Annotated in this window: 38 protein-coding genes; 1 reads left to right on the top strand and 37 read right to left on the bottom strand. The window is 68.2% G+C overall.

Annotated features, from left to right (window positions below):
• Nucleotides 1-72: 72 nt before the first annotated feature.
• Entirely contained in the window at nt 73-1,068 is a 996-nt protein-coding gene (gene coaA, locus A6F73_RS19560) for a type I pantothenate kinase (protein WP_063348983.1), read from the top strand.
• Between the two features lie 57 nt (nt 1,069-1,125).
• Here the strand turns inward: coaA and glmM are convergent, their stop codons facing one another.
• The 37 genes from glmM to A6F73_RS19375 all read right to left on the bottom strand — a co-directional run bounded on the left by glmM (nt 1,126) and on the right by A6F73_RS19375 (nt 25,804).
• Complete coding sequence (glmM, locus tag A6F73_RS19555; protein WP_063348982.1) at nt 1,126-2,490, bottom strand: phosphoglucosamine mutase; 1,365 nt, start codon at nt 2,488-2,490, stop codon at nt 1,126-1,128.
• Between the two features lie 165 nt (nt 2,491-2,655).
• Complete coding sequence (rpsI, locus tag A6F73_RS19550) at nt 2,656-3,186, bottom strand: 30S ribosomal protein S9 (protein WP_107452914.1); 531 nt, start codon at nt 3,184-3,186, stop codon at nt 2,656-2,658.
• Between the two features lie 33 nt (nt 3,187-3,219).
• Entirely contained in the window at nt 3,220-3,663 is a 444-nt protein-coding gene (gene rplM, locus A6F73_RS19545; protein ID WP_063348980.1) for a 50S ribosomal protein L13, read from the bottom strand.
• A 235-nt stretch (nt 3,664-3,898) separates the two neighbouring features.
• Complete coding sequence (locus A6F73_RS19540; protein ID WP_063348979.1) at nt 3,899-5,557, bottom strand: ATP-binding cassette domain-containing protein; 1,659 nt, start codon at nt 5,555-5,557, stop codon at nt 3,899-3,901.
• Between the two features lie 41 nt (nt 5,558-5,598).
• On the bottom strand, nt 5,599-6,510 hold the full coding sequence (truA, locus tag A6F73_RS19535) for a tRNA pseudouridine(38-40) synthase TruA (protein WP_244293441.1): 912 nt from the start codon (nt 6,508-6,510) through the stop codon (nt 5,599-5,601).
• A 76-nt stretch (nt 6,511-6,586) separates the two neighbouring features.
• Nucleotides 6,587-7,060, bottom strand: coding sequence for a 50S ribosomal protein L17 (gene rplQ, locus A6F73_RS19530; RefSeq protein ID WP_063348978.1), 474 nt, complete (start codon nt 7,058-7,060; stop codon nt 6,587-6,589).
• Nucleotides 7,061-7,187: 127 nt separating this feature from the next.
• On the bottom strand, nt 7,188-8,210 hold the full coding sequence (locus A6F73_RS19525; RefSeq protein WP_030232516.1) for a DNA-directed RNA polymerase subunit alpha: 1,023 nt from the start codon (nt 8,208-8,210) through the stop codon (nt 7,188-7,190).
• Nucleotides 8,211-8,356: 146 nt separating this feature from the next.
• The gene (gene rpsK / locus A6F73_RS19520; protein ID WP_030232513.1) at nt 8,357-8,764 is read right to left on the bottom strand and encodes a 30S ribosomal protein S11; all 408 of its coding nucleotides are present in this window, start codon (nt 8,762-8,764) and stop codon (nt 8,357-8,359) included.
• Nucleotides 8,765-8,836: 72 nt separating this feature from the next.
• Nucleotides 8,837-9,217 carry a 30S ribosomal protein S13 gene (gene rpsM / locus A6F73_RS19515; RefSeq protein ID WP_063348977.1) on the bottom strand — a complete coding sequence of 127 codons (381 nt, stop codon included), beginning with the start codon at nt 9,215-9,217 and terminating at the stop codon, nt 8,837-8,839.
• A 178-nt stretch (nt 9,218-9,395) separates the two neighbouring features.
• On the bottom strand, nt 9,396-9,509 hold the full coding sequence (rpmJ, locus tag A6F73_RS19510) for a 50S ribosomal protein L36 (RefSeq protein WP_003956441.1): 114 nt from the start codon (nt 9,507-9,509) through the stop codon (nt 9,396-9,398).
• A 32-nt stretch (nt 9,510-9,541) separates the two neighbouring features.
• Entirely contained in the window at nt 9,542-9,763 is a 222-nt protein-coding gene (gene infA, locus A6F73_RS19505; protein WP_014047798.1) for a translation initiation factor IF-1, read from the bottom strand.
• Between the two features lie 205 nt (nt 9,764-9,968).
• Nucleotides 9,969-10,394, bottom strand: coding sequence for a large conductance mechanosensitive channel protein MscL (gene mscL, locus A6F73_RS19500; RefSeq protein WP_063348976.1), 426 nt, complete (start codon nt 10,392-10,394; stop codon nt 9,969-9,971).
• A gap of 152 nt (nt 10,395-10,546) precedes the next feature.
• On the bottom strand, nt 10,547-11,386 hold the full coding sequence (gene map / locus A6F73_RS19495) for a type I methionyl aminopeptidase (protein WP_063348975.1): 840 nt from the start codon (nt 11,384-11,386) through the stop codon (nt 10,547-10,549).
• Nucleotides 11,387-11,494: 108 nt separating this feature from the next.
• On the bottom strand, nt 11,495-12,148 hold the full coding sequence (locus A6F73_RS19490; RefSeq protein ID WP_063348974.1) for an adenylate kinase: 654 nt from the start codon (nt 12,146-12,148) through the stop codon (nt 11,495-11,497).
• The gene (gene secY / locus A6F73_RS19485; RefSeq protein ID WP_063348973.1) at nt 12,148-13,458 is read right to left on the bottom strand and encodes a preprotein translocase subunit SecY; all 1,311 of its coding nucleotides are present in this window, start codon (nt 13,456-13,458) and stop codon (nt 12,148-12,150) included. Before secY ends, A6F73_RS19490 begins: the two co-directional genes overlap by 1 nt.
• A 321-nt stretch (nt 13,459-13,779) precedes the next feature.
• Nucleotides 13,780-14,235, bottom strand: coding sequence for a 50S ribosomal protein L15 (gene rplO, locus A6F73_RS19480; RefSeq protein WP_107452913.1), 456 nt, complete (start codon nt 14,233-14,235; stop codon nt 13,780-13,782).
• Nucleotides 14,235-14,417, bottom strand: coding sequence for a 50S ribosomal protein L30 (rpmD, locus tag A6F73_RS19475; protein WP_030251557.1), 183 nt, complete (start codon nt 14,415-14,417; stop codon nt 14,235-14,237). The genes rplO and rpmD overlap by 1 nt, the downstream gene beginning before the upstream one ends.
• Nucleotides 14,417-15,040 carry a 30S ribosomal protein S5 gene (gene rpsE, locus A6F73_RS19470; protein WP_030055834.1) on the bottom strand — a complete coding sequence of 208 codons (624 nt, stop codon included), beginning with the start codon at nt 15,038-15,040 and terminating at the stop codon, nt 14,417-14,419. Before rpsE ends, rpmD begins: the two co-directional genes overlap by 1 nt.
• 48 nt (nt 15,041-15,088) lie before the next feature.
• On the bottom strand, nt 15,089-15,472 hold the full coding sequence (gene rplR / locus A6F73_RS19465; RefSeq protein ID WP_030280785.1) for a 50S ribosomal protein L18: 384 nt from the start codon (nt 15,470-15,472) through the stop codon (nt 15,089-15,091).
• Nucleotides 15,473-15,475: 3 nt separating this feature from the next.
• The gene (gene rplF, locus A6F73_RS19460) at nt 15,476-16,015 is read right to left on the bottom strand and encodes a 50S ribosomal protein L6 (protein WP_063348971.1); all 540 of its coding nucleotides are present in this window, start codon (nt 16,013-16,015) and stop codon (nt 15,476-15,478) included.
• Nucleotides 16,016-16,037: 22 nt separating this feature from the next.
• On the bottom strand, nt 16,038-16,445 hold the full coding sequence (gene rpsH / locus A6F73_RS19455; RefSeq protein ID WP_030055831.1) for a 30S ribosomal protein S8: 408 nt from the start codon (nt 16,443-16,445) through the stop codon (nt 16,038-16,040).
• 269 nt (nt 16,446-16,714) lie between these two features.
• Nucleotides 16,715-16,900 carry a type Z 30S ribosomal protein S14 gene (locus A6F73_RS19450; RefSeq protein ID WP_030393303.1) on the bottom strand — a complete coding sequence of 62 codons (186 nt, stop codon included), beginning with the start codon at nt 16,898-16,900 and terminating at the stop codon, nt 16,715-16,717.
• A 4-nt stretch (nt 16,901-16,904) separates the two neighbouring features.
• Nucleotides 16,905-17,474 carry a 50S ribosomal protein L5 gene (gene rplE / locus A6F73_RS19445; RefSeq protein ID WP_030393302.1) on the bottom strand — a complete coding sequence of 190 codons (570 nt, stop codon included), beginning with the start codon at nt 17,472-17,474 and terminating at the stop codon, nt 16,905-16,907.
• Entirely contained in the window at nt 17,474-17,785 is a 312-nt protein-coding gene (gene rplX / locus A6F73_RS19440) for a 50S ribosomal protein L24 (protein ID WP_030055828.1), read from the bottom strand. Before rplX ends, rplE begins: the two co-directional genes overlap by 1 nt.
• Before the next feature lie 15 nt (nt 17,786-17,800).
• Nucleotides 17,801-18,172 (bottom strand): 50S ribosomal protein L14, encoded by a 372-nt coding sequence (gene rplN / locus A6F73_RS19435; RefSeq protein ID WP_030393301.1) that lies wholly within the window; start codon nt 18,170-18,172, stop codon nt 17,801-17,803.
• A gap of 102 nt (nt 18,173-18,274) precedes the next feature.
• A complete protein-coding gene (gene rpsQ / locus A6F73_RS19430) occupies nt 18,275-18,547 on the bottom strand; it encodes a 30S ribosomal protein S17 (protein ID WP_030055826.1) in 273 nt (90 codons plus the stop codon).
• Nucleotides 18,547-18,771 carry a 50S ribosomal protein L29 gene (rpmC, locus tag A6F73_RS19425; protein ID WP_063348970.1) on the bottom strand — a complete coding sequence of 75 codons (225 nt, stop codon included), beginning with the start codon at nt 18,769-18,771 and terminating at the stop codon, nt 18,547-18,549. Before rpmC ends, rpsQ begins: the two co-directional genes overlap by 1 nt.
• Nucleotides 18,771-19,190, bottom strand: coding sequence for a 50S ribosomal protein L16 (rplP, locus tag A6F73_RS19420; protein WP_030055824.1), 420 nt, complete (start codon nt 19,188-19,190; stop codon nt 18,771-18,773). Before rplP ends, rpmC begins: the two co-directional genes overlap by 1 nt.
• Before the next feature lie 5 nt (nt 19,191-19,195).
• Nucleotides 19,196-20,020, bottom strand: coding sequence for a 30S ribosomal protein S3 (gene rpsC / locus A6F73_RS19415; protein ID WP_063348969.1), 825 nt, complete (start codon nt 20,018-20,020; stop codon nt 19,196-19,198).
• Complete coding sequence (rplV, locus tag A6F73_RS19410) at nt 20,020-20,367, bottom strand: 50S ribosomal protein L22 (RefSeq protein ID WP_030055822.1); 348 nt, start codon at nt 20,365-20,367, stop codon at nt 20,020-20,022. The genes rpsC and rplV overlap by 1 nt, the downstream gene beginning before the upstream one ends.
• A 50-nt stretch (nt 20,368-20,417) precedes the next feature.
• A complete protein-coding gene (gene rpsS, locus A6F73_RS19405) occupies nt 20,418-20,699 on the bottom strand; it encodes a 30S ribosomal protein S19 (protein WP_030055821.1) in 282 nt (93 codons plus the stop codon).
• An 11-nt stretch (nt 20,700-20,710) separates the two neighbouring features.
• Nucleotides 20,711-21,547, bottom strand: a complete 837-nt coding sequence (gene rplB / locus A6F73_RS19400; protein WP_063348968.1) for a 50S ribosomal protein L2 — start codon at nt 21,545-21,547, stop codon at nt 20,711-20,713.
• Between the two features lie 43 nt (nt 21,548-21,590).
• A complete protein-coding gene (gene rplW, locus A6F73_RS19395) occupies nt 21,591-21,914 on the bottom strand; it encodes a 50S ribosomal protein L23 (RefSeq protein WP_104816576.1) in 324 nt (107 codons plus the stop codon).
• Nucleotides 21,911-22,588: a 50S ribosomal protein L4 gene (gene rplD / locus A6F73_RS19390; protein WP_063348966.1), complete on the bottom strand. Its 678-nt coding sequence runs from the start codon at nt 22,586-22,588 to the stop codon at nt 21,911-21,913. Before rplD ends, rplW begins: the two co-directional genes overlap by 4 nt.
• Nucleotides 22,589-22,592: 4 nt before the next feature.
• Nucleotides 22,593-23,240: a 50S ribosomal protein L3 gene (rplC, locus tag A6F73_RS19385; protein WP_063348965.1), complete on the bottom strand. Its 648-nt coding sequence runs from the start codon at nt 23,238-23,240 to the stop codon at nt 22,593-22,595.
• A 14-nt stretch (nt 23,241-23,254) separates the two neighbouring features.
• Nucleotides 23,255-23,563, bottom strand: coding sequence for a 30S ribosomal protein S10 (gene rpsJ, locus A6F73_RS19380; RefSeq protein ID WP_012785157.1), 309 nt, complete (start codon nt 23,561-23,563; stop codon nt 23,255-23,257).
• Between the two features lie 420 nt (nt 23,564-23,983).
• Nucleotides 23,984-25,804, bottom strand: coding sequence for a hypothetical protein (locus A6F73_RS19375; protein WP_063348964.1), 1,821 nt, complete (start codon nt 25,802-25,804; stop codon nt 23,984-23,986).
• Nucleotides 25,805-25,856 lie beyond the last annotated feature (52 nt).

Raw genomic sequence — 25,856 nt, 5'->3', positions numbered from 1 at the left:
GCCCTTTTCCCGATTCCCGCGAACAGTGCGTGACCGACACCACAACCACGGTGAACGCCGCCACGGCTCACAATGGAGCATGTGCTGACCGAACTCTGTACGCGGGGCGCCGCCACGCCCGGCCCGTCGCCGTCCCCCTACGTGGACCTCAGTCGGGCCGAGTGGAGCGCACTGCGCGAGCGTACGCCGCTGCCGCTGACCGCCGAGGAGGTGGAACGGCTACGCGGCCTCGGTACCGCCCTCGACCTGGACGAGGTCCGCGACGTCTACCTGCCGCTGTCCCGGCTGCTGAACCTGTACATCCACGCCACGCACGAGCTGCGCGGCACGCTGGGCACCTTCCTGGACACGCCGGACACCGAGCGCACCCGCACCCCGTTCATCATCGGGGTGGCCGGCTCGGTCGCGGTCGGCAAGTCGACGACGGCCCGCCTGCTCCAGGCCCTGCTCGCCCGCTGGCCCGAGCATCCGCGGGTCGAGCTGGTGACCACGGACGGCTTCCTGCTGCCCAACGCCGAGCTGCGCCGCCGGGGCCTGATGGCCCGCAAGGGCTTCCCGGAGTCGTACGACCGCCGGGCGCTGATGCGCTTCGTGGCGGACGTGAAGGCGGGCAAGGAGCGGGTCACCGCGCCGGTGTACTCGCACCTGGTGTACGACATCGTGCAGGGCGAGCGGCTCACCGTGGAGCGCCCGGACATCCTGATCGTCGAGGGCCTGAACGTGCTCCAGCCGGCCCTGCCCGGCAGCGACGGGCGCACCCGGCTGGCGGTGGCCGACTACTTCGACTTCTCGATCTACGTCGACGCCCGCACCGACGACATCGAGCACTGGTACCTGGACCGCTTCCGCAAGCTGCGGCAGACCGCCTTCCAGGACCCGAACTCCTACTTCCGCCGCTTCACCGAGGTGCCGGAGGAAGAGGCGATGGAGTACGGCCGGCAGGTCTGGCGCACCATCAACAAGCCGAACCTGCTGGAGAACGTGCTGCCGACCCGCGGCCGGGCCACCCTGATCCTCCAGAAGGGGGCGGACCACAAGGTCCGCCGGGCGCTGCTGCGCAAGCTCTGACACCGATGCGACGGAAGGGGCCCCGCCGGCGGCGGGGCCCCTTCCGTCGTGCCGGGCTCAGCCCAGGTGCGTCCGCACGGCCTCGGCCAGCCGCTGCGCGACGGACTCGGCCTGCACCGGGTCGGCGGCCTCGACCATGACCCGGACCAGCGGCTCGGTGCCGGACGGGCGCAGCAGCACCCGGCCGGTGGAGCCCAGTTCGGCCTCGGCCTCGGCGACCGCGGCGGCCAGCTCGACGCTGGTGTTCACCCGGCTCTTGTCGACGCCCTTGACGTTGATCAGCTGCTGCGGCAGACGGGTCATCACGGCGGCCAGGTCGGCCAGCGGCTGCTTGGTGCTGGCCAGGCGGGCACCCAGCATGAGGCCGGTCAGGGTGCCGTCGCCGGTGGTGGCGTGGTCGAGCAGGATGACGTGGCCGGACTGCTCGCCGCCCAGCGCGAAGCCGTGCTCCTTCATCGCCTCCAGCACGTAGCGGTCGCCGACGGCGGTCTCCACCAGGTCGACGCCCTCGCGCTCCATCGCCAGCTTGAAGCCGAGGTTGGACATCACGGTGGCCACCGCGGTGTTGCGGCGCAGGGTGCCGGCGTCCTTCATCGCGACGGCCAGGATGGCGATGATCTGGTCTCCGTCCACCTCGTTGCCGTCGGCGTCGGCGGCCAGGCAGCGGTCGGCGTCGCCGTCGAGGGCGATGCCGAGGTCGGCGCGGTACTCCGTCATGGCGGCCTGCAGCCGGTCCAGGTGGGTGGAGCCGACGCCGTCGTTGATGTTGAGGCCGGTGGGCTCCGCCCCCAGGGTGTGGACGACCTCGGCGCCGGCCCGGGCGAAGGCCTCGGGGGCGACGTAGGCGGCCGCGCCGTGGGCGCCGTCGATGACGACCTTGATGCCGTCGAGGCGGTTGGGCAGCACGCCGATCAGGTGGGCGACGTACTTGTCGAAGCCCTCGGTGTACTCGCGCACCCGGCCGACGGCGGCGCCGGTCGGCCGGTTCCAGTCCTCGCTGCCGAGCGTGTGCGTGCGGTAGTGGGCCTCGATCGCGTCCTCAATGCGGTCGTCCAGCTTGTGGCCGCCGCGGGCGAGGAACTTGATGCCGTTGTCGGGCATCGCGTTGTGGCTGGCGGAGAGCATCACGCCGAAGTCGGCGCCGAGCGCGCCGGTGAGGTACGCCACGGCCGGGGTCGGCAGCACGCCGACCCGGAGCACGTCGACGCCGGCGCTCGCCAGGCCGGCGATGACGGCGGCCTCCAGGAACTCGCCCGAGGCACGCGGGTCCCGGCCGACCACCGCGACCGGCCGGTGGCCCTCGAAGGCGCCGGCCTCGCCGAGCACATGGGCCGCCGCGACCGACAGCCCGAGCGCGAGCTCGGCCGTCAGGCCCACGTTGGCCACCCCGCGCACGCCGTCCGTACCGAAGAGTCGTCCCACTGTCCCGTCCTCCATCACCACTGCTCGGAACCCAACCGATGGCACCCGGCCGCCGCACGATAGCCGGGGAACACGTCGCCCCGGAGTACACGTGGTACTCCGGGGCGACGGTTCGCGCAACCAGGGGGTGCGCCGCCAGGGCGGGCCGCACCCCCAGGGGCGCGATTAGCGCTTGCTGTACTGCGGCGCCTTGCGGGCCTTCTTGAGACCGGCCTTCTTGCGCTCGACGGCGCGGGCGTCACGGGTCAGGAAGCCGGCCTTCTTCAGCGCGCCGCGGTTGTTGTCCACGTCGGCCTCGTTCAGGGCACGGGCCACGCCGAGGCGCAGCGCGTAGGCCTGGCCGGAGACGCCGCCACCGGAGATGCGGGCGACGACGTCGTAACGGCCGTCAAGCTCGAGGAGCTTGAAGGGCTCGTTCACGGTCTGCTGGTGCACCTTGTTGGGGAAGTAGTTCTCCAGGGTGCGACCGTTGATCTTCCACTGGCCGGTGCCGGGGACGATGCGCACGCGGGCGATCGCCTCCTTGCGACGGCCGAGGCCGGCGCCCGGGATGGCCTCGCCGAAGCGGCCGGCCAGCGACTCGGAGGTGTACTCGCCCTCGGAGGTGTACTCGCCCTCGACAGCCTCAACGGCCTCGTCGAAGTCGACCTCAAGGGTCTCGGTGGTTTCAGTGGTCTCGGCCACGGTGTTCCTCAGCTCTTTTCAGTGTTGGGGGGCTTGGTGGCCGAATTACTGCGCGACCTGGGTGATCTCGAACGGCACCGGCTGCTGGGCAGCGTGCGGGTGCTGGTCGCCCGAGTAGACCTTCAGCTTCGAGAGCATCTGGCGGCCCAGGCTGTTCTTGGGGATCATGCCCTTGATGGCCTTCTCGACGGCCTTCTCCGGGTTGTTCGCCAGCAGGTCGTCGTAGCGCACCGACCGCAGACCACCCGGGAAGCCAGAGTGGCGGTAGGCCAGCTTCTGGGTCTTCTTGTTACCGGACAGGTGCACCTTGTCGGCGTTGATGATGATGACGAAGTCACCAGTGTCAACGTGCGGCGCGTAGATCGCCTTGTGCTTACCCCGGAGGAGGTTGGCGGCCTGGGAAGCCAGGCGGCCGAGCACGACGTCGTTCGCGTCGATGACGTGCCACTGACGCTGGACGTCGCCGGGCTTGGGGCTGTACGTACGCACGGTCGTATGCCTTCGCTTTTCAGTGAGTGAGTCCTGACAGGAGCACCTGGGACGGCAGAGCAGCCTGGTCAACCTTGGACGCAATTCAAGGGGGACCGCTGGTCGTCGAACCTGATGTCTCCGGCGTACCGACCTCTCACGTGAGATAGAGCGAGCCAATACGCACATCAAGCGTCCAGGTTACCGGGCGGGCGGGTGGGGGTCAAAAATCGGCTTCCCCCACCCCCGCCGTCACTCAGCGTTCGCGCTCCACCCGGCTGACGTCCCAGACCGGCTCGGGCGACTCGTAGACCCGGCCGTCGGCGCCGAACACCAGGTAGCGGTCGAAGGTCTTGGCGAACCAGCGGTCGTGGGTGACGCACAGCACGGTGCCGTCGAAGGCCTCCAGCCCGGCCTGCAGCGCCTCGGCACTGTCCAGGTCCAGGTTGTCGGTCGGCTCGTCGAGCAACAGGGCCGTCACGCCGGAGAGTTCGAGCTTGAGGATCATCAGCCGGGCCTGCTGCCCACCGGACAGCGACTCGAACTTCTGCTCCTCCTGCCGGTCCAGCTCGTAGCGGCGCAGCGCGCCCATCGCGGCGCTGCGGCTGAGCGCGTGCTCCTCCTCGACGATCGAGCGCACCGTCCGGCCGAACAGCTCCGGGTGGGCGTGGGTCTGCCGGAAGTGGCCGGGGACGACCCGGGCGCCGAGCTTCCAGGTGCCGGTGTGCGCGACGCTCTCGTCGCCCGCCAGCAGCCGCAGGAAGTGCGACTTGCCGGAGCCGTTGGAGCCGAGCACGGCAACCCGCTCGCCGTAGAACACCTCCAGGTCGAAGGGCTTCATCAGGCCGGTGAGCTCCAGCTGCTCCACGGTGAAGGAGCGCACGCCGGTACGCCCGCCCTTGAGCCGCATGGTGATGCTCTGCTCGCGCGGGGGCTCCTCCGGGCGGCCGGCCTCCTCGAACTTCTTCAGCCGGGTCTGGGCGGCGGCGTAGCGGGTGGCGAGCGCGTGGCTGACGGAGGCCGCCTGGCGCAGGGTGACGACCAGCTTCTTGAGCTTGGCGTGTTCCTCGTCCCAGCGCCGGCCCAGCTCCTCGAAGCGCGCGAAGCGGTCCTTGCGGGCCTCGTGGAAGCTGTCGAAGCCGCCGCCGTGCACCCAGACGCTGCTCCCGGCCGCGCCGGACTCGACGGCAATGATCTTGTCGGCGGCCTCGGAGAGCAGCTCGCGGTCGTGCGAGATGAACAGGACGGTCTTCGAGGTGGCCTTGAGGGCCTCCTCCAGCCAGCGCTTGCCCGGGACGTCCAGGTAGTTGTCGGGCTCGTCGAGCAGCAGCACCTCTTCGGGGCCGCGCAGCAGCGCCTCCAGGACGAGCCGCTTCTGCTCGCCGCCCGAGAGGGTGTTCAGGCCGCGCCACTGGGCCTTGTCGAAGGGCATCCCGAGGGCCGCCATGGTGCAGACGTCCCAGTCGGTCTCGTAGTCGTAGCCGCCGACGTCGGCCCAGTCGGAGAGCGCCTGGGCATAGGCCATCTGGGTCTTCTCGTCGTCCTGGGCGATCATCGCCAGTTCGGCGGCGTCCACCGCGCGGGCGGCGACGGCGATCCGCGCGGGGGCGACGGACACCAGCAGGTCGCGGACCGAGGCGTCCGGCGCCAGCGCGCCCGGGGTGGCCCGCTCGTCCTCGCGGCCGGTGGTGCCGACGAACTGGCGCATCACGCCGAGCCCGCCGCTGATCGTCACCGTGCCGCCGTGCGGCTGGAGGTCCCCCGCGATCATCCGCAGCAGGGTGGTCTTGCCGGCCCCGTTGGCGCCGACCAGGGCGACCGCGGCGCCCTCGCCGACCCGGAAGGACGCGTCGTCGAACAGCACCCGCCCGTCCGGCAGGTAGTACTCCAGGTGCGAAATCTCGACGTGTCCCATGCGGACGATTGTCCCAAGCCGATGCGCCTGGCCCAAACGGATTACCCGACGGGCGGCTGACCGGGCAGTGTGCGCAGCCGCCTGGCCTGGCGGTTCCGCTCGGCGAGCTGGTCGTCCGGCGGGTAGCCGACTTCCTCAAGGGTGAGCCCGTACGGCCGGATCACGTTGACGGCCGAGTTGCGGACCCCGCCGGCCAGCACCTCGCCGGGGAACTCCACCGGCCGGTGCCCGTCGCCGACCAGCAGCATCGCCCCGACCAGCGCCCGGACCATGTTGTGGCAGAACGCGTCGGCGCGGACGGTGGCGACCGCCAGCGAGCCCTCCTGGGCGGCGTAGGAGTCCACCGGGACGCGGTCCCAGTGCAGCTCCAGCAGGGTGCGGATGGTGGTGGCGCCCTCGCGCTTCTTGCAGTACGCGGCGAAGTCGTGCTCGCCGAGCAGTAGCTTCGCGGCCTCGTTCATCCGGTCGACGTCCAGCGGGCGGTCGTGCCAGAGCACGTGCCCGCGCAGCAGCGGGTCGACCCCGCCGGGGTGGTCGGCGACCCGGTAGGCGTAGCGGCGCCAGATCGCCGAGAAGCGGGCGTCGAACCCGGCCGGCGCCTCGCCGACCCGGTAGATCCGGATGTCCCCGGGCAGCCGGCCGGCCAGCCGGCGCATCAGCTTCTCGCGGTGCGCCTCCCACAGCTCGGCCGGCAGGTCGACGTGCGCGACCTGGCCGCGGGCGTGCACCCCGGCGTCGGTGCGCCCGGCCACGGTCAGCGGGAACAGCTCGGGGCTGCGGGTGACGATCTGCAGCGCGCTCTCGATCTCCTCCTGGACCGTCCGGCGGCCGCCGCGCTGGCGGGCCCAGCCGGAGAACTCGGCGCCCTGGTAGGCGAGATCGAGCCGGACCCGGACGCACCCGTCGGCCGGGCCGTCCTTCACCGGCGGCTGCTCGGCGCAATCGTTGACCACAATCCACTCCAGACAGAAGGAACGGGCCCGCTCCCCCACGGATGGGAGAGCGGGCCCGCGACCACACCTAGCGGTGTCAGGCCTGCTCGGCCTCGACGGCCTCGTCGGCCTTGGCCTCGACCTTGGCGTCGGCCTCCTTGACGGCGCGCTTGGTGGCGCCCTCGGCCTCGCCGACGGCGGTCTGCGCGACGGTCAGCGCCTCGACCAGCTCGATCACGGCCATCGGGGCGTTGTCGCCACGACGGGGACCGATCTTGGTGATACGGGTGTAACCACCCGGGCGGTTCTCGTAGCGCGGCGCGATCTCGGTGAAGAGGGTGTGCAGCACGGCGATGTCGGTGATCGTCTTGCGCACCAGGCGACGGTTGTGGATGTCGCCCTTCTTCGCCTTGGTGATCAGCTTCTCCGCCAGCGGGCGCATCCGACGGGCCTTGGCCTCGGTCGTGGTGATGCGGCCGTACTGGAACAGCTCCCGGCACAGACCGGCGAGCAGCAGCGGCTCGTGGTGCGGGCCGCCGCCGAGGCGGGCACCCTTGGTGGGACGCGGCATGGATGACTCCTTGAATCTCCGACTACGGCCGTATCAGGTACCGCAGCGGGCGTCCGGGCACTGTTGCCCGGACGACTTTCACGACGACGGGGGCGGTCCGGTGGAACCGCCCCCGCGGCCAAATCTCTTAGTACTGCTCGGTCTCGGCGTAACCCGCGTCGTCCAGGTCGTCGGCGCCGAAGGCGTCGGCGGCGGCGGTCGGGTCGAACCCGGGCGGGCTGTCCTTGAGGGCCAGGCCCATGCCGGCCAGCTTCGCCTTGACCTCGTCGATCGACTTCGCACCGAAGTTGCGGATGTCGAGCAGGTCGGCCTCGGAGCGGGCGACGAGCTCACCCACGGTGTGGATGCCCTCGCGCTTGAGGCAGTTGTAGGAGCGGACGGTGAGTTCCAGCTCCTCGATCGGCAGCGCCAGGTCGGCGGCCAGGGCGGCGTCCGTCGGGGACGGGCCCATGTCGATGCCCTCGGCGTCGATGTTCAGCTCGCGGGCGAGACCGAACAGCTCCACCAGGGTCTTGCCGGCCGAGGCCATGGCGTCACGCGGACGCATGGCGGGCTTGGTCTCGACGTCGACGATCAGCTTGTCGAAGTCGGTCCGCTGCTCGACACGGGTGGCCTCGACCTTGTAGGTGACCTTCAGCACGGGGCTGTAGATCGAGTCGACCGGGATGCGGCCGATCTCCTGGCCGGAGGCCTTGTTCTGGACGGCGGAGACGTAGCCGCGACCGCGCTCGACGGTCAGCTCCATCTCCAGCTTGCCCTTGCCGTTCAGCGTGGCGAGGACCAGCTCCGGGTTGTGCACCTCGACACCCGCCGGCGGGGCGATGTCGGCGGCGGTGACGACACCCGGGCCCTGCTTGCGCAGGTACATCACGACCGGCTCGTCGTGCTCCGAGGAGACGACCAGCTGCTTGATGTTGAGGATGAGGTCGGTCACGTCCTCCTTGACGCCCGGCACGGTGGTGAACTCGTGCAGGACGCCGTCGACGCGGATGCTGGTGACAGCGGCACCCGGGATCGACGACAGGAGCGTGCGGCGCAGGGAGTTGCCGAGGGTGTAGCCGAAGCCCGGCTCCAGCGGCTCGATCACGAACCGCGAGCGGAACTCGTCGACGACCTCTTCGGTCAGCGAGGGGCGCTGAGCGATAAGCATGGGGGGTATTCCTCCAGTTGTCTTCGGCACCCACTATTTGATGCCGACAGGACCAAGCGTACGGGGTCCCGCGAACAGCGACGAATCACCGCGTGGGACCCCGTACGAAGGTTCAAAGCAGGTACTGCGAGCCCGAAGGCGCTGCGTCAGACGCGGCGGCGCTTCGGCGGACGGCAGCCGTTGTGCGGGGTGGGGGTGACGTCCTGGATCGAGCCGACCTCCAGGCCGGTGGCCTGGAGCGAGCGGATCGCGGTCTCGCGGCCGGAGCCCGGACCCTTGACGAAGACGTCAACCTTGCGCATGCCGTGCTCCTGCGCGCGACGGGCAGCGGCCTCGGCGGCCATCTGCGCGGCGAACGGGGTGGACTTGCGCGAGCCCTTGAAGCCGACGTGACCGGCGGAGGCCCAGGAGATCACGTTGCCCGCGGGGTCGGTGATCGAAACGATGGTGTTGTTGAACGTGCTCTTGATGTGCGCGTGGCCGTGAGCGACGTTCTTCTTTTCCTTGCGGCGGATCTTCTTCGCGCCGGCAGCCTGACGACCCTTGGGGGGCATAAGTCTGTTCTCCTACTGAGGTGGTCGGTCCGCTGACCCGCGGGCCGGAGGGATGTCCGGTTACGGGACGGACTACTTCTTGCCCGGCTTCTTCTTGCCGGCGATCGCGCGACGCGGGCCCTTGCGGGTACGCGCGTTGGTGTGGGTGCGCTGACCGCGGACCGGCAGGCCACGGCGGTGACGCAGACCCTCGTAGCAGCCGATCTCGACCTTGCGGCGGATGTCGGCGGCCACCTCACGGCGGAGGTCACCCTCGACCGTGTAGTTGGCGTCGATGTACTGGCCCAGCTTCACGAGGTCTTCCTCGGAGATGTCGCGAACGCGGACATCCGGGTTGACACCGGTCTCGACCAGGGTCTGCTGGGCGCGGGTACGGCCGATGCCGTACACGTAGGTAAGGGCGATCTCGATCCGCTTCTCACGGGGGAGATCAACGCCGGCGAGGCGTGCCATTCAAGGCTCCTGTGCTTTTTCAGAGGTCTTGCGTGCTACCTACTCCTTCGCCTCTCGACGATGGAGCCCCGGCCTCTGACCGGGGGTGGCAGTCCGTCCCTTCGTGGGGACGGATCGGGTAGCCCGCTTATGACGTTTTCGCGTCGCGCGAAGTACTACGAGAAATGCTGGGGAGAGATCAGCCCTGGCGCTGCTTGTGGCGCAGGTTGTCGCAGATCACCATGACCCGGCCGTGGCGGCGGATCACCTTGCACTTGTCGCAGATCTTCTTGACGCTCGGCTTGACCTTCATGTTCAGGTTCTCCGGGTCTAGATCTGACGTTCTTACTTGTAGCGGTAGACGATCCGCCCGCGCGTGAGGTCGTAGGGGCTGAGCTCCACGACGACCCGGTCGTCCGGCAGGATGCGGATGTAGTGCATGCGCATCTTGCCACTGATGTGCGCGAGGACCTTGTGACCGTTCTGCAGCTCGACCCTGAACATCGCGTTCGGAAGAGACTCGATCACGGTGCCCTCGATCTCAATGGCGCCTTGCTTCTTAGCCATGAACTGCGAGATCCACCTTCCGGGACCGGCTACCGTATGCGGCACGCTCGTGCGAACCTGGGTTCACCCCGCCCCCGAAGGGAAGAGGGCGTGCTGAAGCACGCTACGAGTGAGCCGACGGTCCATCCTACGCCAGCGCGTCCGGTGGGCCAAAACGAGATCCCCCGAAGGCGGCCACCGTGACGTTCCGGCTGGTCCCGGCGGGTCAGAACCCGGCGGTGACCTTCAGCGGCTCGACGTGGGCGGTGCAGGCCGCGCAGCGGCGGGCGGCCTCGGGGATCTCGGTCAGGCACTCGGGGCAGGGCCGCTTGGGGGTCTTCGCCTTCTTCGGCAGGTACCGCGCGGTCGCCTTGGTGACCGGCAGCACGACGCAGAAGTACAGCACCGCCGCGGTCATCACGAAGGCGATCAGCACGTTGAGGAACTGGCCGTACGGGAAGGTGACCCCGGCCACCGTCGCCTTGTACGAGCTGAAGTCGCCGGCCGCGCCGACCACGACGCCGACCAGCGGGGTGAGGAAGGCCGACACGAAGCCGGTCACCACGCCGGTGAACGCGGCACCGATGACGACACCGACCGCCATGTCGACCACGTTGCCGCGCATCATGAAGTCGCGGAATCCCTTGAGCACTGCACTCTCCCGATCGATCGAAGCTGCTGAAGCCGCTACTGAAGCCGCTGCCAGCCGATAAAAATAGGACAAAAGCCCTGGAGGTCCAAACCCCCAGGGCCCTGATCCCTTGTCAGCAGCGGAAGTTGGCCGCTCAGCCGACCGTCGTGAGACTAACCGAGCGGGTCCGGGGCGGCGGTGATGCCCAGCTTCGCGAGCTCCGCCTTGCCGCCGTCGAAGGCCGTCAGGACCAGCGGGCCCTGCTCGGTGACGGCCACCGAGTGCTCCCAGTGCGAGGCCCAGGTGCCGTCGTTGGTGACGACCGTCCAGTCGTCCTCCAGCACGGCGGTGTGCGGGGTGCCCAGCGAGACCATCGGCTCGATCGCCAGCACGGTGCCGGGGATCAGCTTCGGGCCCTTGCCGCGGCCGCGCTCGACGTAGTTCAGCACGTGCGGCTCCATGTGCATCGCGGTGCCGATGCCGTGGCCGCCGTAGCCCTCGGTGATGCCCCACTTACCCTTGGGGGGCAGCGGCTGGCGGCGGATGAAGCCCTCGATCGCCTTGGAGACGTCGACCAGGCGGTTGTTCTTCTTCATCTGGGCGATGCCGGCCCACATCGAGCCCTCGGTCACCCGGCTCAGCATCTCGACCTCGGGGCGGACCTCGCCGACCGCCACGGTGATCGCCGCGTCGCCGTGCCAGCCGTCCAGGATGGCGCCGCAGTCGATCGAGATGACGTCGCCCTCCTGGAGCACCCGGTCACCGGGGATGCCGTGCACGACCTCGTTGTTCACCGAGGCGCAGATCACCCCGGGGAACCACAGACCGCCGTGGTCGGCGCGGAAGTTGGAGGTCGCACCGTGGTCGGTGATGACCTTGTCCGCGATGTCGTTGAGCTCCTGGGTGGTCACCCCCGGAGCGACCGCCTCCCGGCAGGCCTTCAGCGCCTCGGCGACGACCAGCCCGGCCGCTCGCATCTTCGCGATCTGCTCGGGGGTCTTGATCTCCACCATCTGGTCACGCCTTCCACGTTCTGTTTGCCACTGCCTACCACCGTACGACGCCGTACGGCCGCGCCGCCCGGGATCGGGGAGCGCGGCCGTACGGCGTCGCCGGGAAACTCAGTTGTCCTGCTTCAGCGCCTCGATCGCGCGCCGGGTGACCTCGTCCACCTTGCCGAGGGCCGAGATGGTCGCCACCAGGCCCTGCTGGACGTAGTAGTCGATGATCGGCTCGGTCTCCGTGTGGTAGACCTCCAGCCGGGTGCGCACCTTGTCCTCGGTGTCGTCCGAGCGCTGGTACAGCTCGCCGCCGCACTCGTCGCAGACGCCCGCGGCCTTCGGCGGGTTGTAGTCCACGTGGAAGACGTGGCCCCCGTCGTTGCGGCACAGGCGGCGGCCGGCGATCCGACGGACCACCTCGTCCTCGGGGACCTCCAGGTCCAGCACGCCGTCCAGCTTGATCCCCTGCTCGACGAGGAACTCGTCGAGCGCCTTGGCCTGGCCGAGGTTGCGGGGGAAGCCGTCGAGCAGGAAGCCGCCTGCGGCGTCCTCCTGGAGCATGCGGTCCTTGGCCATCCCGATGGTGACCTCATCCGGCACCAGACGGCCCGCGTCCATGTAGCTCTTGGCCTCGAGCCCCAGCGGGGTGCCCTGACCGATGTTGGCGCGGAACAGGTCGCCGGTGGAGATGTGGGGAATGGACAGGGTCTTGGCGAGCAGGTGCGCCTGAGTACCCTTCCCGGCCCCGGGAGGACCAACGAGGACGATACGCATCAGCGGAGGAACCCTTCGTAATTGCGCTGCTGGAGCTGGCTCTCGATCTGCTTCACAGTTTCGAGTCCGACGCCGACGACGATGAGCACGCTGGTGCCGCCGAACGGGAAGTTGGTCTGCTGTCCGAAGGCGACCAGGGCGATCATCGGGATCAACGCGATCAGGCCCAGGTAGAGCGAACCCGGCCACGTGATTCGGGTCAGCACGTAGTTCAGGTACTCGGCCGTCGGTCGGCCGGCCCGGATGCCCGGGATGAAGCCACCATACTTCTTCATATTGTCGGCAACTTCTTCGGGGTTGAAGGAGATCGCGACGTAGAAGAAGGCGAAGAAGACGATCAGCAGGAAGTAGGTCGCCATGTAGATCGGGTGGTCGCCCTTGACGAAGTGCTGGGTGACCCACACCGCCCAGCCCGACTGGCTACCGGTCAGCTGGACCACCAGGGCCGGGATGTACAGCAGCGACGAGGCGAAGATGACCGGGATGACACCGGCCTGGTTCACCTTGAGCGGGATGTAGGTCGACGTGCCGCCGAACGCCCGCCGGCCGATCATCCGCTTCGCGTACTGCACCGGGATCCGGCGCTGGGCCTGCTCGACGAAGATGACCAGCATCACAACGATGATGCCGACCGCGACCACGGACAGGAACTCGACCCAGCCGCCACCGATGGTGCCGGAGCCCTTGATCGCCCACATCGAGGACGGGAACTGCGCGGCGATCGAGGTGAAGATCAGCAGCGACATGCCGTTGCCGATGCCGCGGTCCGTGATCAGCTCGCCCAGCCACATGATCACCGTGGTGCCGGCGGTCATCGTGATCACCATGACGGCGATCCGGAACACGCTCGTGTCCGGGACGATCTGGTTGCCCACCGGGCAGCCGGAGAACAGCGCGCCGCTGGAGGCCGTCGCCACGATGCCGGTGCCCTGGAGCACGGCGAGCGCGATGGTCAGGTAGCGGGTGTACTGGGTGATCTTCGTCTGGCCGGCCTGGCCCTCCTTCTTCAGCGCTTCCAGTCGCGGGATCACGACCGTGAGGAGCTGGAGGATGATGCTCGCGGTGATGTACGGCATGATGCCGAGCGCGAAGATCGTCAGCTGGAGGAGCGCGCCACCGCTGAACAGGTTGACGAGCCCGAAGAGGCCGTTGTTCTTGGTGTCCTTCACACACTCGTTCACGGCCGTGAAGCTCACGCCGGGGATCGGAATGTGTGAGCCCAGGCGGAACAGCACCATGATGCCCAGCGTGAACAGCAGCTTCTTGCGCAGGTCGGGCGTCTGGAACGCCCGCGCGAACGCACTGAGCACGGTGCCTCCTGCGCCTCCCGCGCGTCGTCGGCGGGAGGGTCGGTCCTGAATGGGAGTTTTGGCGGTACGGGCTCCCGTACAGACGGCACAGGCGAGCCTACGCGCAGCCTACAAGGGAACTCCACGGACTCTAACAGTGCGCAGCCACTCGGAAGAAGCGCGTACCGCCCCTCCCCCACTCACGGGGTACGGGATGCCCGGGTTTGCCACACAAAAGAACGAGGACACGTCAACGGAATGCCCGGAAACGCGATGCCCGGAAAACGCGCGAGCCCCGCACCTCCCGAAGGAGGTGCGGGGCTCGCACGGAAGTCAGCGGGCTCAGACGAGCTCGGTGACGGTACCGCCCGCGGCGGTGATCTTCTCGGTGGCGGAGCCGGAGACGGCGTCGACCGTCACCTGCAGCGCAACCGAGATCTCGCCGGTGCCGAGCACCTTGACGAGGGAGTTCTTGCGAACCGCGCCCTTGGCGACCAGGTCCTCGACGGTGACCTCTCCACCCTGCGGGTAGAGCTCGGCCAGCTTGTCGAGGTTGACGACCTGGAACGTGATCTTGAACGGGTTCTTGAAGCCCTTCAGCTTCGGCAGGCGCATGTGGAGCGGCATCTGGCCACCCTCGAAGCGCTGCGGAACCTGGTAGCGGGCCTTGGTGCCCTTGGTACCACGACCGGCGGTCTTACCCTTGGAGGCCTCACCACGACCCACGCGGATCTTGTCGGTCTTGGCACCCGGGGCGGGACGCAGGTTGTGGATCTTGATCGGGTTGTCGCCCATGATCAGTCCACCTCCTCAACCGTCACCAGGTGACGGACCGTTTGGGCCATCCCGCGAATCTCGGGACGGTCCTCCTTCACCACGACGTCGTGCATGCGCTTGAGACCAAGCGAACGCAGGGTGTCACGGTGATTCTGCTTGCTGCCGATGTACGACTTGGTCTGCGTGATCTTCAGGCGAGCCATCAGGCGCTCACCCCTGCAGCACGCGCCCGCAGCAGAGCAGCGGGAGCCACGTCCTCCAGCGGCAGGCCACGACGAGCGGCGATCTCCTCGGGGCGCACGAGGCCCTTCAGAGCAGCCACGGTGGCGTGCACGATGTTGATCGCGTTGTCCGAGCCGAGCGACTTCGACAGGATGTCGTGAATGCCGGCGCACTCCAGGACGGCGCGCACCGGACCACCGGCGATAACACCGGTACCGGGGGCGGCGGGCTTCAGGAGCACGACGCCGGCGGCCTTCTCACCCTGGATCGGGTGCGGGATGGTGCCCTGGATACGGGGGACCTTGAAGAAGTTCTTCTTGGCCTCCTCAACACCCTTGGCGATGGCGGCCGGAACCTCCTTCGCCTTCCCGTAACCGACACCCACGGTGCCGTCACCGTCGCCCACCACGACCAGCGCGGTGAAGCTGAAACGACGACCACCCTTGACAACCTTGGCGACACGGTTGATCGCGACAACGCGCTCGACGTAAGCGGTCTTCTCGACGGCGGGGGCGTTGCCCCGGTCGTCACGCTTACGGTCGCGCCGCTCGCCACCGCCGGTGCCACCGCCGGCGCCGCTACCGCGGCGCTGGGGTCCAGCCATTGGAATTACCTCTCTCGATTACGTCCGTCGACTGAGTCGACGAGCGGCTTAGAAGTCGAGCCCGGCCTCGCGAGCCGCGTCCGCCAGGGCGGCGATGCGGCCGGCGTACCGGTTGCCCGCGCGGTCGAAGACGACCGACTCGATGCCGGCGGCCTTGGCGCGCTCGGCGACCAGGCTCCCGACCTTCTTGGCCAGCTCGGTCTTGTCGCCCTCGGCGCCCTTGATGGACACGTCGAGGGTGGACGCCGACGCCAGGGTGTGACCCTTGGCGTCGTCGATGACCTGGGCGACCATGTGACGGTTCGAGCGCGTCACGACGAGGCGCGGACGCACCTCGGTGCCGACGACGCGCTTGCGAACGCGGATCGCGCGGCGCTTGCGAGCGGCGCTCTTGTAGGCGTTGCCCTTGCCGATCTTGACAGAGACGCTCATCGCTTACTTACCACTCTTTCCGACCTTGCGGCGGATGACCTCGCCCGCGTACTTGACGCCCTTGGCCTTGTACGGGTCGGGCTTGCGCAGCTTGCGGATCTTCGCGGCGACCTCGCCGACCTTCTGCTTGTCGATGCCGTCCACGTGGAACTTGGTGGCCGACTCGACGACGAAGGAAATGCCCTCAGGGGCCTCGACCAGGATCGGGTGGCTGTAGCCCAGCTGGAACTCCATGTCGGAGCCCTTCGCCAGAACTCGGTAGCCGACACCGCTGATCTCCAGCGACTTGCGGTAGCCCGCGGTCACGCCGGTGATCATGTTCGCCACCAGCGTGCGGGAAAGGCCGTGCAGGGCCTTCGACAGACGCTCGTCGTTGGGGCGGGTGACGAGCAGCGTGCCGTCCTCGCCCTTACCGATCTCGATCGGCGCGGCGACAACGTGGGTGAGGGAGCCCTTGGGGCCCTTCACCGAGACCGCCCGGCCATCGATGGTGACGTCCACGCCAGCGGGGACCTGGATGGGCAGCCGTCCAATGCGCGACATTGCTGTACCTCCGTTTCCCGAATTACCAGACGTAGGCGAGAACTTCTCCGCCTACGCCCTTCTTGGCGGCCTGCTTGTCGGTGAGGAGACCCGAGGACGTGGAGATGATCGCCACGCCCAGGCCGCCGAGCACCTTCGGCAGGTTGGTGGACTTTGCGTAGACCCGCAGGCCCGGCTTGCTGATCCGCTTGATGCCAGCGATCGAGCGCTCACGGTTGGGGCCGAACTTGAGCTCGATGGTCAGCTTCTTGCCGACCTCGCCCTCAACGGGCTCCTCAACCTTGTAGGAGGAGATGTACCCCTCCTGCTGCAGGATCTCGGCGACGTGCGCCTTGATCTTGCTGGCCGGCATCGCCACGGAATCGTGGTACGCCGAGTTAGCGTTACGCAGACGCGTGAGCATGTCTGCGATGGGGTCGGTCATGGTCATGATGGCCTCAGGCCTCTCTCGCCGTGGTTTCTCCGCGCCAGGTCCCCCCGCCGCACTCCGAGGAGTGCGGCAGGGGCACAGACGCAGGGGACCTGCGGCGTCGTAAGACTGGGTGCGAGCCCTCCGAAGAGGGTCGACGGCAGCTATGGAGCTCCCGCGACAGGGGGCCCGACCTCACTACCCTACGGGATTCCGTACGCAGCCCCAAAAAGGGGCGCTGTGGGGTCGGGCACACCTGCTTCGCTATGGCATTACCGCGAGGTCCTGGACTACCAGGAGCTCTTGGTCACGCCCGGCAGCTCGCCGCGGTGCGCCATCTCACGAAGGCAGACACGGCAGAGGCCGAACTTGCGGTACACCGAGTGCGGACGGCCGCAGCGCTGGCACCGGGTGTAGGCCCGGACGCCGAACTTCGGCTTGCGCTCGGCCTTCGCGATGAGGGACTTCTTCGCCATGTGGTTACGCCTCCTTGAACGGGAAGCCCAGAGCGCGCAGGAGCGCCCGGCCCTCGTCGTCGGTCTGGGCGGTGGTCACGACGGTGATGTCCATACCGCGCTGACGGTCGACCTTGTCCTGGTCGATCTCGTGGAACATGACCTGCTCGGTCAGACCGAAGGTGTAGTTGCCACGGCCGTCGAACTGCTTCGGGGAGAGGCCACGGAAGTCACGGATACGCGGCAGGGCCAGCGACACCAGACGGTCCAGGAACTCCCACATGCGGTCACCGCGGAGGGTGACGTGGGTGCCGATCGGCTGGCCCTCACGCAGCTTGAACTGCGCGATGGACTTGCGAGCCTTCGTCACCGCCGGCTTCTGACCGGTGATGGCGGTGAGGTCGCGGATCGCGCCCTCGATCAGCTTGCTGTCACGGGCGGCCTCGCCGACACCCATGTTGACGACGACCTTGACCAGGCCGGGCGTCAGCATGACGTTCTCGTACGAGAACTGCTCCTGCAGCTGACCCTTGATCTCGGAGTTGTAACGCTCCTTGAGACGGGGGGTCACCTTCTCAACAGTCGTCTCAGACATCAGATGTCCTCACCGGTTCGCTTGGCAACGCGGATCTTGTTGCCCTCGTCATCGAAGCGGTAGCCAACGCGGGTGACGACCTTCTTGCCGTCCTTCTCCACGACCAGCTGGACGTTGGAGACGTGCACCGGGGCCTCGACGGTGACGATGCCACCCTGAGTGCCCGGGCCCGGCTTGGTGTGCTTCTTGACCCGGTTCACACCCTCGACCAGGACCTTGTTCTCGGCGGGCATGGCCTGAATGACCTTGCCCTGCTTGCCGCGGTCCTTGCCGGTGATGACCTGAACCAGGTCACCCTTCTTGATCTTCATGCTGTTCGCCATGGGTTAGAGCACCTCCGGCGCAAGCGAGATGATCTTCATGAACTTCTTGTCACGCAGCTCGCGGCCCACCGGGCCGAAGATGCGGGTACCACGGGGGTCACCATCGGTGTTCTTCAGAACGACCGCGGCGTTCTCGTCGAAGCGGATGTACGAGCCATCCGGACGACGACGCGACTTCACGGTACGGACGACGACGCACTTGACGACGTCACCCTTCTTCACCGAACCGCCGGGGATCGCGTCCTTGACGGTCGCGACGATGACGTCCCCGATGCCGGCGTAGCGGCGACCGGAACCACCGAGAACGCGGATGCAAAGGATTTCCTTCGCGCCCGTGTTGTCGGCGACTCGCAGTCGCGACTCCTGCTGGATCACAGCTTTCTCCTGATCGTCAACGAGAGCTGACGGGCCGGCCGCTGCTCACACCAGCGCCCGCGAGGGGCCTGGTGCACATACGGCCGTACCGCATCAACTTCGTTACTTGGCCTTCTCGAGGATCTCGACGACGCGCCAGCGCTTCGTCGCGGACAGCGGGCGGGTCTCCGCGAGGAGGACCCGGTCGCCGATGCCGCAGGCGTTCGCCTCGTCGTGCGCCTTCAGCTTGTTCGTACGGCGGATGACCTTGCCGTACAGAGCGTGCTTGACGCGGTCCTCGACGGCGACGACGACGGTCTTGTCCATCTTGTCGCTGACGACGAGACCCTCACGGGTCTTGCGGAAACCGCGCGTCTCGTTGGTGTTCTCAGTCATCAGGCGTTCTCCACCGTCTCGATGCCCAGCTCGCGCTCGCGCATCAGGGTGTAGATCCGCGCGATGTCCTTACGGACGAGCTTGAGCCGTCCGTGGTTGTCGAGCTGCCCGGTCGCCGCCTGGAAGCGGAGGTTGAACAGCTCCTCCTTGGCCTCACGGAGCTTGGCAACGAGACCCTCGTTGTCCAGCTCGCGGAGGTCAGCAGCCTTGGTGCCGGCCGACATCAGCTCTCACCTGCCTCGCGCCGGATGATCCGGCACTTCATCGGGAGCTTGTGAGCTGCGCGGGTCAGCGCCTCACGAGCCACCTTCTCGTTGGGGTACGACAGCTCGAACATGACCCGACCCGGGTGCACGTTCGCGATCCACCACTCGGGCGAACCCTTACCGGAACCCATGCGGGTCTCGGCCGGCTTCTTGGTGAGCGGACGGTCCGGGTAGATGTTGATCCAGACCTTGCCGCCACGCTTGATGTGACGGGTGACGGCGATACGAGCGGACTCGATCTGCCGGTTCGTCACGTAGGCCGGGGTGACGGCCTGGATGCCGTACTCGCCGAAGGCGAGCTCGGTGCCACCCTTGGCAGCGCCACGGCGCTTGGGGTGGTGCTGCTTGCGGTGCTTGACCCGACGGGGGATCAGCATTGGAGTCAGGCCTCCGTTCCGGTGTTCTCGGCAGCCGGAGCCTCCGCGGCCGCGGCCGCGGGGGCCTCGGACGCGGCGGGGCGACGGCCGCGGCCACCGCGCTCGCCACCACGGCGCTCGCCACCGCGGGCGGGACGACCACCCTCGGGACGGGCCGGGCGGTTACCCGAGCGGGCAGCGGCGTTCTCAGCGCGGACCTCGGCGATGTTCTTGACGTCGCCCTTGTAGATCCAGACCTTCACACCGATGCGGCCGAAGGTCGTCTTGGCCTCGAAGAAGCCGTAGTCGACGTTCGCGCGCAGGGTGTGCAGCGGCACACGGCCCTCGCGGTAGAACTCCGAGCGGCTCATCTCGGCGCCGCCGAGACGACCGGAGCACTGGACCTTGATGCCCTTGGCGCCGGACTTCATGGTGCCCTGCATCGACTTGCGCATGGCACGGCGGAAGGAGACGCGGGAGGACAGCTGCTCCGCGACGCCCTGAGCCACGAGCTGGGCGTCCAGCTCGGGGTTCTTGACCTCGAGGATGTTCAGCTGGACCTGCTTGCCGGTCAGCTTCTCGAGGTCGCCGCGGATGCGGTCGGCCTCGGTGCCACGGCGGCCGATGACGATGCCGGGGCGAGCGGTGTGGATGTCAACGCGGACGCGGTCGCGGGTGCGCTCGATCTCGACCTTGGAGATGCCGGCGCGCTCCATGCCCTTCGTCATCATGCGACGAATGGCAACGTCTTCCTTGACGTAGTCCTTGTACAGCTTGTCGGCGTACCAGCGGGACTTGAAGTCCGTGCTGATGCCGAGGCGGAACCCGTGCGGGTTAACCTTCTGGCCCATTACCGGGTCCCTTCCTTGCTGCTGACGACCACGGTGATGTGGCTGGTCCGCTTGCGGATCCGGTAGGCACGACCCTGCGCACGCGGACGGAACCGCTTCAGGGTCGGGCCCTCGTCAACGTACGCCTCGCTGATGACGAGGTCGTCCACGTTGGAGTGGTTGTAGTTGTGCGCGGCGTTGGCAATGGCGCTGTCGAGCACCTTGCCGACGGGCACGGTGGCGGCCTGCGGAGCGAAACGCAGGACGGCCTGGGCCTCCGTGGCCGGAAGGCCACGGATGAGGTCCACCACGCGGCGGGCCTTCATGGGCGTGACGCGGATGTACCGCGCCTGGGCCCTGGCTTCCATGGTTGTCCCCTTGCTGGTGTAAGTCATTGAGTCGGTAATCTCGCTGGCGACTAGCGACGCTTCGACTTGCGGTCGTCCTTGACGTGACCGCGGAAGGTACGCGTCGGCGCGAACTCGCCGAGCTTGTGGCCGACCATCGACTCGGTGACGAACACCGGGACGTGCTTACGGCCATCGTGCACCGCGATCGTGTGGCCGAGCATGGCCGGGAAGATCACGGAGCGACGGGACCAGGTCTTGATGACGTTCTGGGTACCCGCCTCGTTCTGCGCGTCCACCTTCTTGAGAAGGTGGCCGTCGATGAAGGGGCCCTTCTTGAGACTGCGCGGCATCTGACCTGCTCCTAGCGCTTCTTGTTGGTCTTGCGGCGGCGCACGATGAGGGCGTTCGAAGCCTTCTTCGGGCTACGAGTGCGACCCTCCTTCTGGCCCCACGGCGAGACCGGGTGGCGGCCACCAGAGGTCTTACCCTCACCACCACCGTGCGGGTGGTCGATCGGGTTCATGGCGACACCACGCACGGTCGGGCGAACGCCCTTCCAGCGCATACGGCCGGCCTTGCCCCAGTTGATGTTCGACTGCTCGGCGTTGCCGACCTCGCCGACGGTGGCGCGGCAGCGCGCGTCCACCAGGCGGATCTCACCGGAGGGCATGCGCAGGTGCGCCATCTTGCCCTCACGCGCCAGCAGCTGGATGCCGGCACCGGCGGAGCGGGCCATCTTGGCACCGCCACCGGGACGCAGCTCCACCGCGTGGATGGTGGTACCGACCGGGATGTTGCGCAGCGGCAGGTTGTTGCCCGGCTTGATGTCGGCGCCAGCGCCGTTCTCGATCCGGTCACCCTGCGCGATGCCGCGCGGCGCGATGATGTAGCGCTTCTCGCCGTCCGCGTAGTGCAGGAGCGCGATGCGCGCGGTGCGGTTCGGGTCGTACTCGATGTGCGCGACCTTGGCCGGCACGCCGTCCTTGTCGTGACGACGGAAGTCGATCACGCGGTAGGCGCGCTTGTGCCCGCCACCCTGGTGGCGAACGGTGATCCGACCGGCGTTGTTACGGCCGCCCTTGCTGTGCAGGGGGCGAACCAGCGACTTCTCCGGCGTGGACCGCGTGATCTCTACGAAGTCGGCCACGCTGGAGCCACGACGGCCCGGCGTAGTCGGCTTGTACTTGCGGATGCCCATTTGGCTCTCTCGTCCTCGTCCTTATCGACGATCACGATCTCCGTTAGGAGACCGGACCACCGAAGATGTCGATGCGGTTGCCCTCAGCCAGCGTCACGATGGCGCGCTTGGTGTCCTTGCGCTTGCCAAAGCCCGTCTTGGAGCGCTTGCGCTTGCCCTGACGGTTGAGCGTGTTGACGGACTCGACCTTGACCGAGAAGACCGCCTCGACGGCCTGCTTGATCTGGGTCTTGTTGGCACCGGGCGACACGACGAACGTGTACTTGTTCTCGTCGAGGAGCGAGTAGCTCTTCTCCGAGATGACCGGCTTCACCAGGACGTCACGGGGGTCCGTGAACGTCTTGCTCGTGATCTCTGCAGCCATCAGGCGGCGCTCCCTTCGAGCTCGCCCTCAGCAGCCACGGCCTTGGCGGACGCGGCGGGACCCGCCACGAAACGCTCGAAGGCGGCCTGGGTGAAGACCACATCGTCGGAGACGAGCACGTCGTAGGTGTTCAGCTGACCGGCGTCCAGGATGTGCACGTGCGGCAGGTTGCGGGCGCTCTTCAGACCCAGCTCGTCGGCACGCTCGACGACGAGGAGGATGTTCTTGCGCTCGGTGATCTTGCCGAACAGACCCTTGGCGGCCTTGGTCGACGGCGCCTCGGCCGCGATCACGTCGGTGACGACGTGGATGCGGTTGTGGCGGGCCCGGTCGGTGAGCGCACCGCGCAGGGCGGCGGCGATCATCTTCTTCGGGGTCCGCTGCGAGTAGTCGCGCGGCACGGGACCGTGCACGACGCCACCGCCGGCGAACTGCGGGGCGCGGGTCGAGCCCTGACGGGCGCGGCCGGTGCCCTTCTGGCGGTACGGCTTACGGCCGCCACCGCGGACCTCGGCACGAGTCTTGGTCTTGTGGGTGCCCTGACGGGCCGCAGCGAGCTGCGCCACGACGACCTGGTGCATCAGCGGAACGCTGACCTTCGCGTCGAAGATCTCGGCCGGCAGCTCGAGGCTGCCGGTCTTGTCGCCCGAGGGCGACAGGATGTCAATGGTGCTCATATCCTCACAGCCCCTTCGCCGCGGTGCGGACGAGGACGAGGCCGCCGTTCGGACCCGGGATTGCGCCCTTGATCAGGAGCAGCCCCTTCTCCGCGTCAACGGCATGGACGGTCAGGTTCTGGGTGGTCACGCGCTCGTGGCCCATCCGGCCGGCCATCCTCATGCCCTTGAACACGCGACCCGGGGTGGCGCAGCCACCGATCGAGCCGGGCGAGCGGTGCTTGCGCTGCACACCGTGACCGGCGCCGAGGCCCCGGAAGTTGTGGCGCTTCATGACACCGGCGAAGCCCTTGCCCTTGGAGGTGCCGGTCACGTCGACCTTGACACCCGCCTCGAACAGCTCCGCGGTGATCTCCTGGCCGAGGGTGTACTCGGACGCGTCCGAGGTACGGAGCTCGACCAGGTGGCGGCGCGGGGTGACACCGGCCTTGGCGAAGTGGCCCGCGAGGGGCTTGTTCACCTTGCGGGGGTCGATCTCGCCGAAGCCGATCTGGACGGCGTCGTAGCCGGCCGGACTGTCAGCGGTGTGGACCTGGGTCACGACATTGGGCCCAGCCTTGACGACGGTCACCGGAACGATCCGGTTGTTCTCGTCCCAGACCTGGGTCATGCCGAGCTTCTCGCCCAGGATGCCCTTAATCTGCTTAGCCATCTTCGGTGCGCCTCTCAGAGCTTGATCTCGATGTCGACGCCAGCCGGCAGGTCGAGACGCATGAGCGAGTCAACCGTCTTCGGCGTGGGGTCGAGGATGTCGATCAGACGCTTGTGAGTACGCATCTCGAAGTGCTCGCGCGAGTCCTTGTACTTGTGCGGCGAGCGGATGACGCAGTACACGTTCTTCTCAGTGGGCAGCGGCACCGGGCCTGCGACCTGCGCACCAGTTCGGATCACCGTCTCGACGATCTTCTTCGCCGAGGAATCGATGACCTCGTGGTCGTAGGCCTTGAGCCGGATGCGGATCTTCTGTCCCGCCATGGCTACTCAGTAGTCCTTTGTCCTTAGTCACTGCACGACCACCCTCCGACCCCCGCGCTCGGGCGTGTCGCGCTCGCGCTTGCAAAAAACCGGCGAAAAGCTCGTCGGTTTCAAACTTTCGGGGTGGGGGGGCCGGGCCGAGGCCCCGCATGCACTTCCCGGAAGATTCCCGTACTTTCGCCCCGCAGCTGCCGTGGCGTCGACTTCACGCTTAACGGCCATCACGGGAACGACGAGTACCTGGGACTCGCTTCCAGTCCTCCCGGCGGGAGGCGCACAGCATCGGCAACTCAACCGAGCAACTTGGACATACTGCCACATGGAGCAGCCCGGATGCCAATCGGGGCCGGTGAGGTCGCCCTCACCGGCCCCGATCGGGTGACCGTCCTCACCCGCGGCGCGCACCGCCGCGGACCCGCGTCACCAGGGTCGCTTGCTCCCGCAGGTCAGCGCCCACTCGTCGCCGGTCACGTTGGCGCACCACAGCTGACCCTTGTCGGGCTCGTTGTTGTACTCCTTGAGCTCCTTGTTCACCGGCGCGCAGTCGGTCGGCCCGGCCGGGTCGTACTTCGGGCACTTGCCGTCGCGGTTCACCAGGATGTGGGCGCGCCAGGCGTCCGCGCCCATGTCGATGCCCTTGGCCCCGGCGACCGGCACGAACTCGGGCTTCGTGGTCGGCATGTAGCGGTCCGCCGACCAGGAGGCGGCCATGGTGGCGAACAGCGCCACCGCGCAGACCGCGCCGGCGACCAGCCGGCCGGTGACCGCGGGCCGCAGGGTGAGCGGCGCCGGCCGCCCGACGGCGGCGACCCGCTGCACCGTGCGCAGCCAGCCGGCGCCCCGCTGGACGAGGAACATCAGGCCGAGCACCGCGAGGATCATCAACGCGTACAGGATGATCCAGGTCGTCCGCGGGTACAGCTGGATGGACTTGGTCTGGGCCATCTGGGAGGCGAACCAGAAGCGCAGCAGCCAGGCGCTGATCAGGGTGGCCGTCACGGTCCGGACGGTGATGCTGCGCAGCCCGAGGCCCAGCGCCAGCGCGACCCCGGCGAGCAGCAGCAGGGTGTAGGCGCTCTGCCCGGCGAGCTCACCGTGCCACGGGAAGTCGTGGTAGTTCAGGTCGCCGTTGCGGTCCGAGGCCCAGCCCATGATGTACGCCGGGTCGATGTACACCGAGAGGTACGCGTACCGGTCCTTGGCCTGGGCGCCCAGCCGCACCAGCTCGTACAGCAGCGGCGAGCCGACCACGCCGGCGCTCACCAGCGTCACGCCGAGGAACAGCAGCACCCGCTTGATCCGGGCGGCGCCCTGGCGCCACGGGATGACGAACAGCGTCAGGACGAGGACGCCGGGCGCGGCCCAGACGAACCAGCCCGAGTACCAGAGGAACATCAGGCCGAACGAGACGCCGAAGCCGAGGCCGCGCAGCACCGTGGACCGGGTCGACAGCTCGTGCGACCGGCGCAGCTCCCGCAGGGCGGCGGCCAGCATCGGCACCATGACCAGCATCGTGACGTGGCTGTACGGCCGGATCGGGTCGAGGAAGAGGATCGCCGACGGGACGGCGATCAGCAGCGCCCAGACCGGCCGCAGCATCAGCCGCCAGGAGAGGTACGCCATCGGGCCGACCAGTGCGCTGCAGATCAGCTGGACGTCCTTCATGGCGTAGCCGACGCCGCCGACGCCGCCGTAGAACAGCTTCGACCAGACCGCCAGCAGCGCCGGGAAGCCGGGCGGGTAGACCCCGGGCAGGCCCTTGCCGCGCAGCATGTCGTTGGCCATGCCCATGAGGTTGCCCGGGTCGCCCTCCTGACCGCCGAGGCCCCACTGGGTGCCGTTCAGCGCCACCGCGATCCCGCCCGCGACCGCGCCGGTGGCCAGTCCCGCGACGGCCGCGCAGACCAGCCGCTGGGCCAGCTGGTACCGGGCCAGGCTGCCCCGGTAGGCGGCGTACAGCAGCACCGCCAGGATGGGCAGGCCCACGATGGCGGCGTACTTCTGGAGCATGGCCAGACCGCTGACCTGGCCCACCCGGTTCAGCGGGTTGACGTCGATGCGGGTGCAGAGCAGCGCGAAGCCGAACGCCGCCACGATCGAGACCAGGGCCTCGGCCGAGCGGACCGCCCAGGGGCGCTCCAGCAGGCCGTCGAGCCGTCCGGGGCGGGGCGCGATCGCGCCCTCCGGTTCGAGCGACCCCTTGCGGGAGCCGCCGACCGGGCTGGTGGCCAGATCAGTCATGTCAGTCACTTCCGTGCAGTGGCCACGTCCGATGAGTGGCGAAGAATGGCGC

Origin of the sequence: Streptomyces sp. MJM8645 (genome assembly GCF_001625365.1) — a bacterium.
Taxonomy (GTDB): domain Bacteria; phylum Actinomycetota; class Actinomycetes; order Streptomycetales; family Streptomycetaceae; genus Kitasatospora.
The sequence above is the reverse complement of the archived record's forward strand: the minus strand, read 5'-3'. Positions and strand labels throughout refer to the sequence as shown.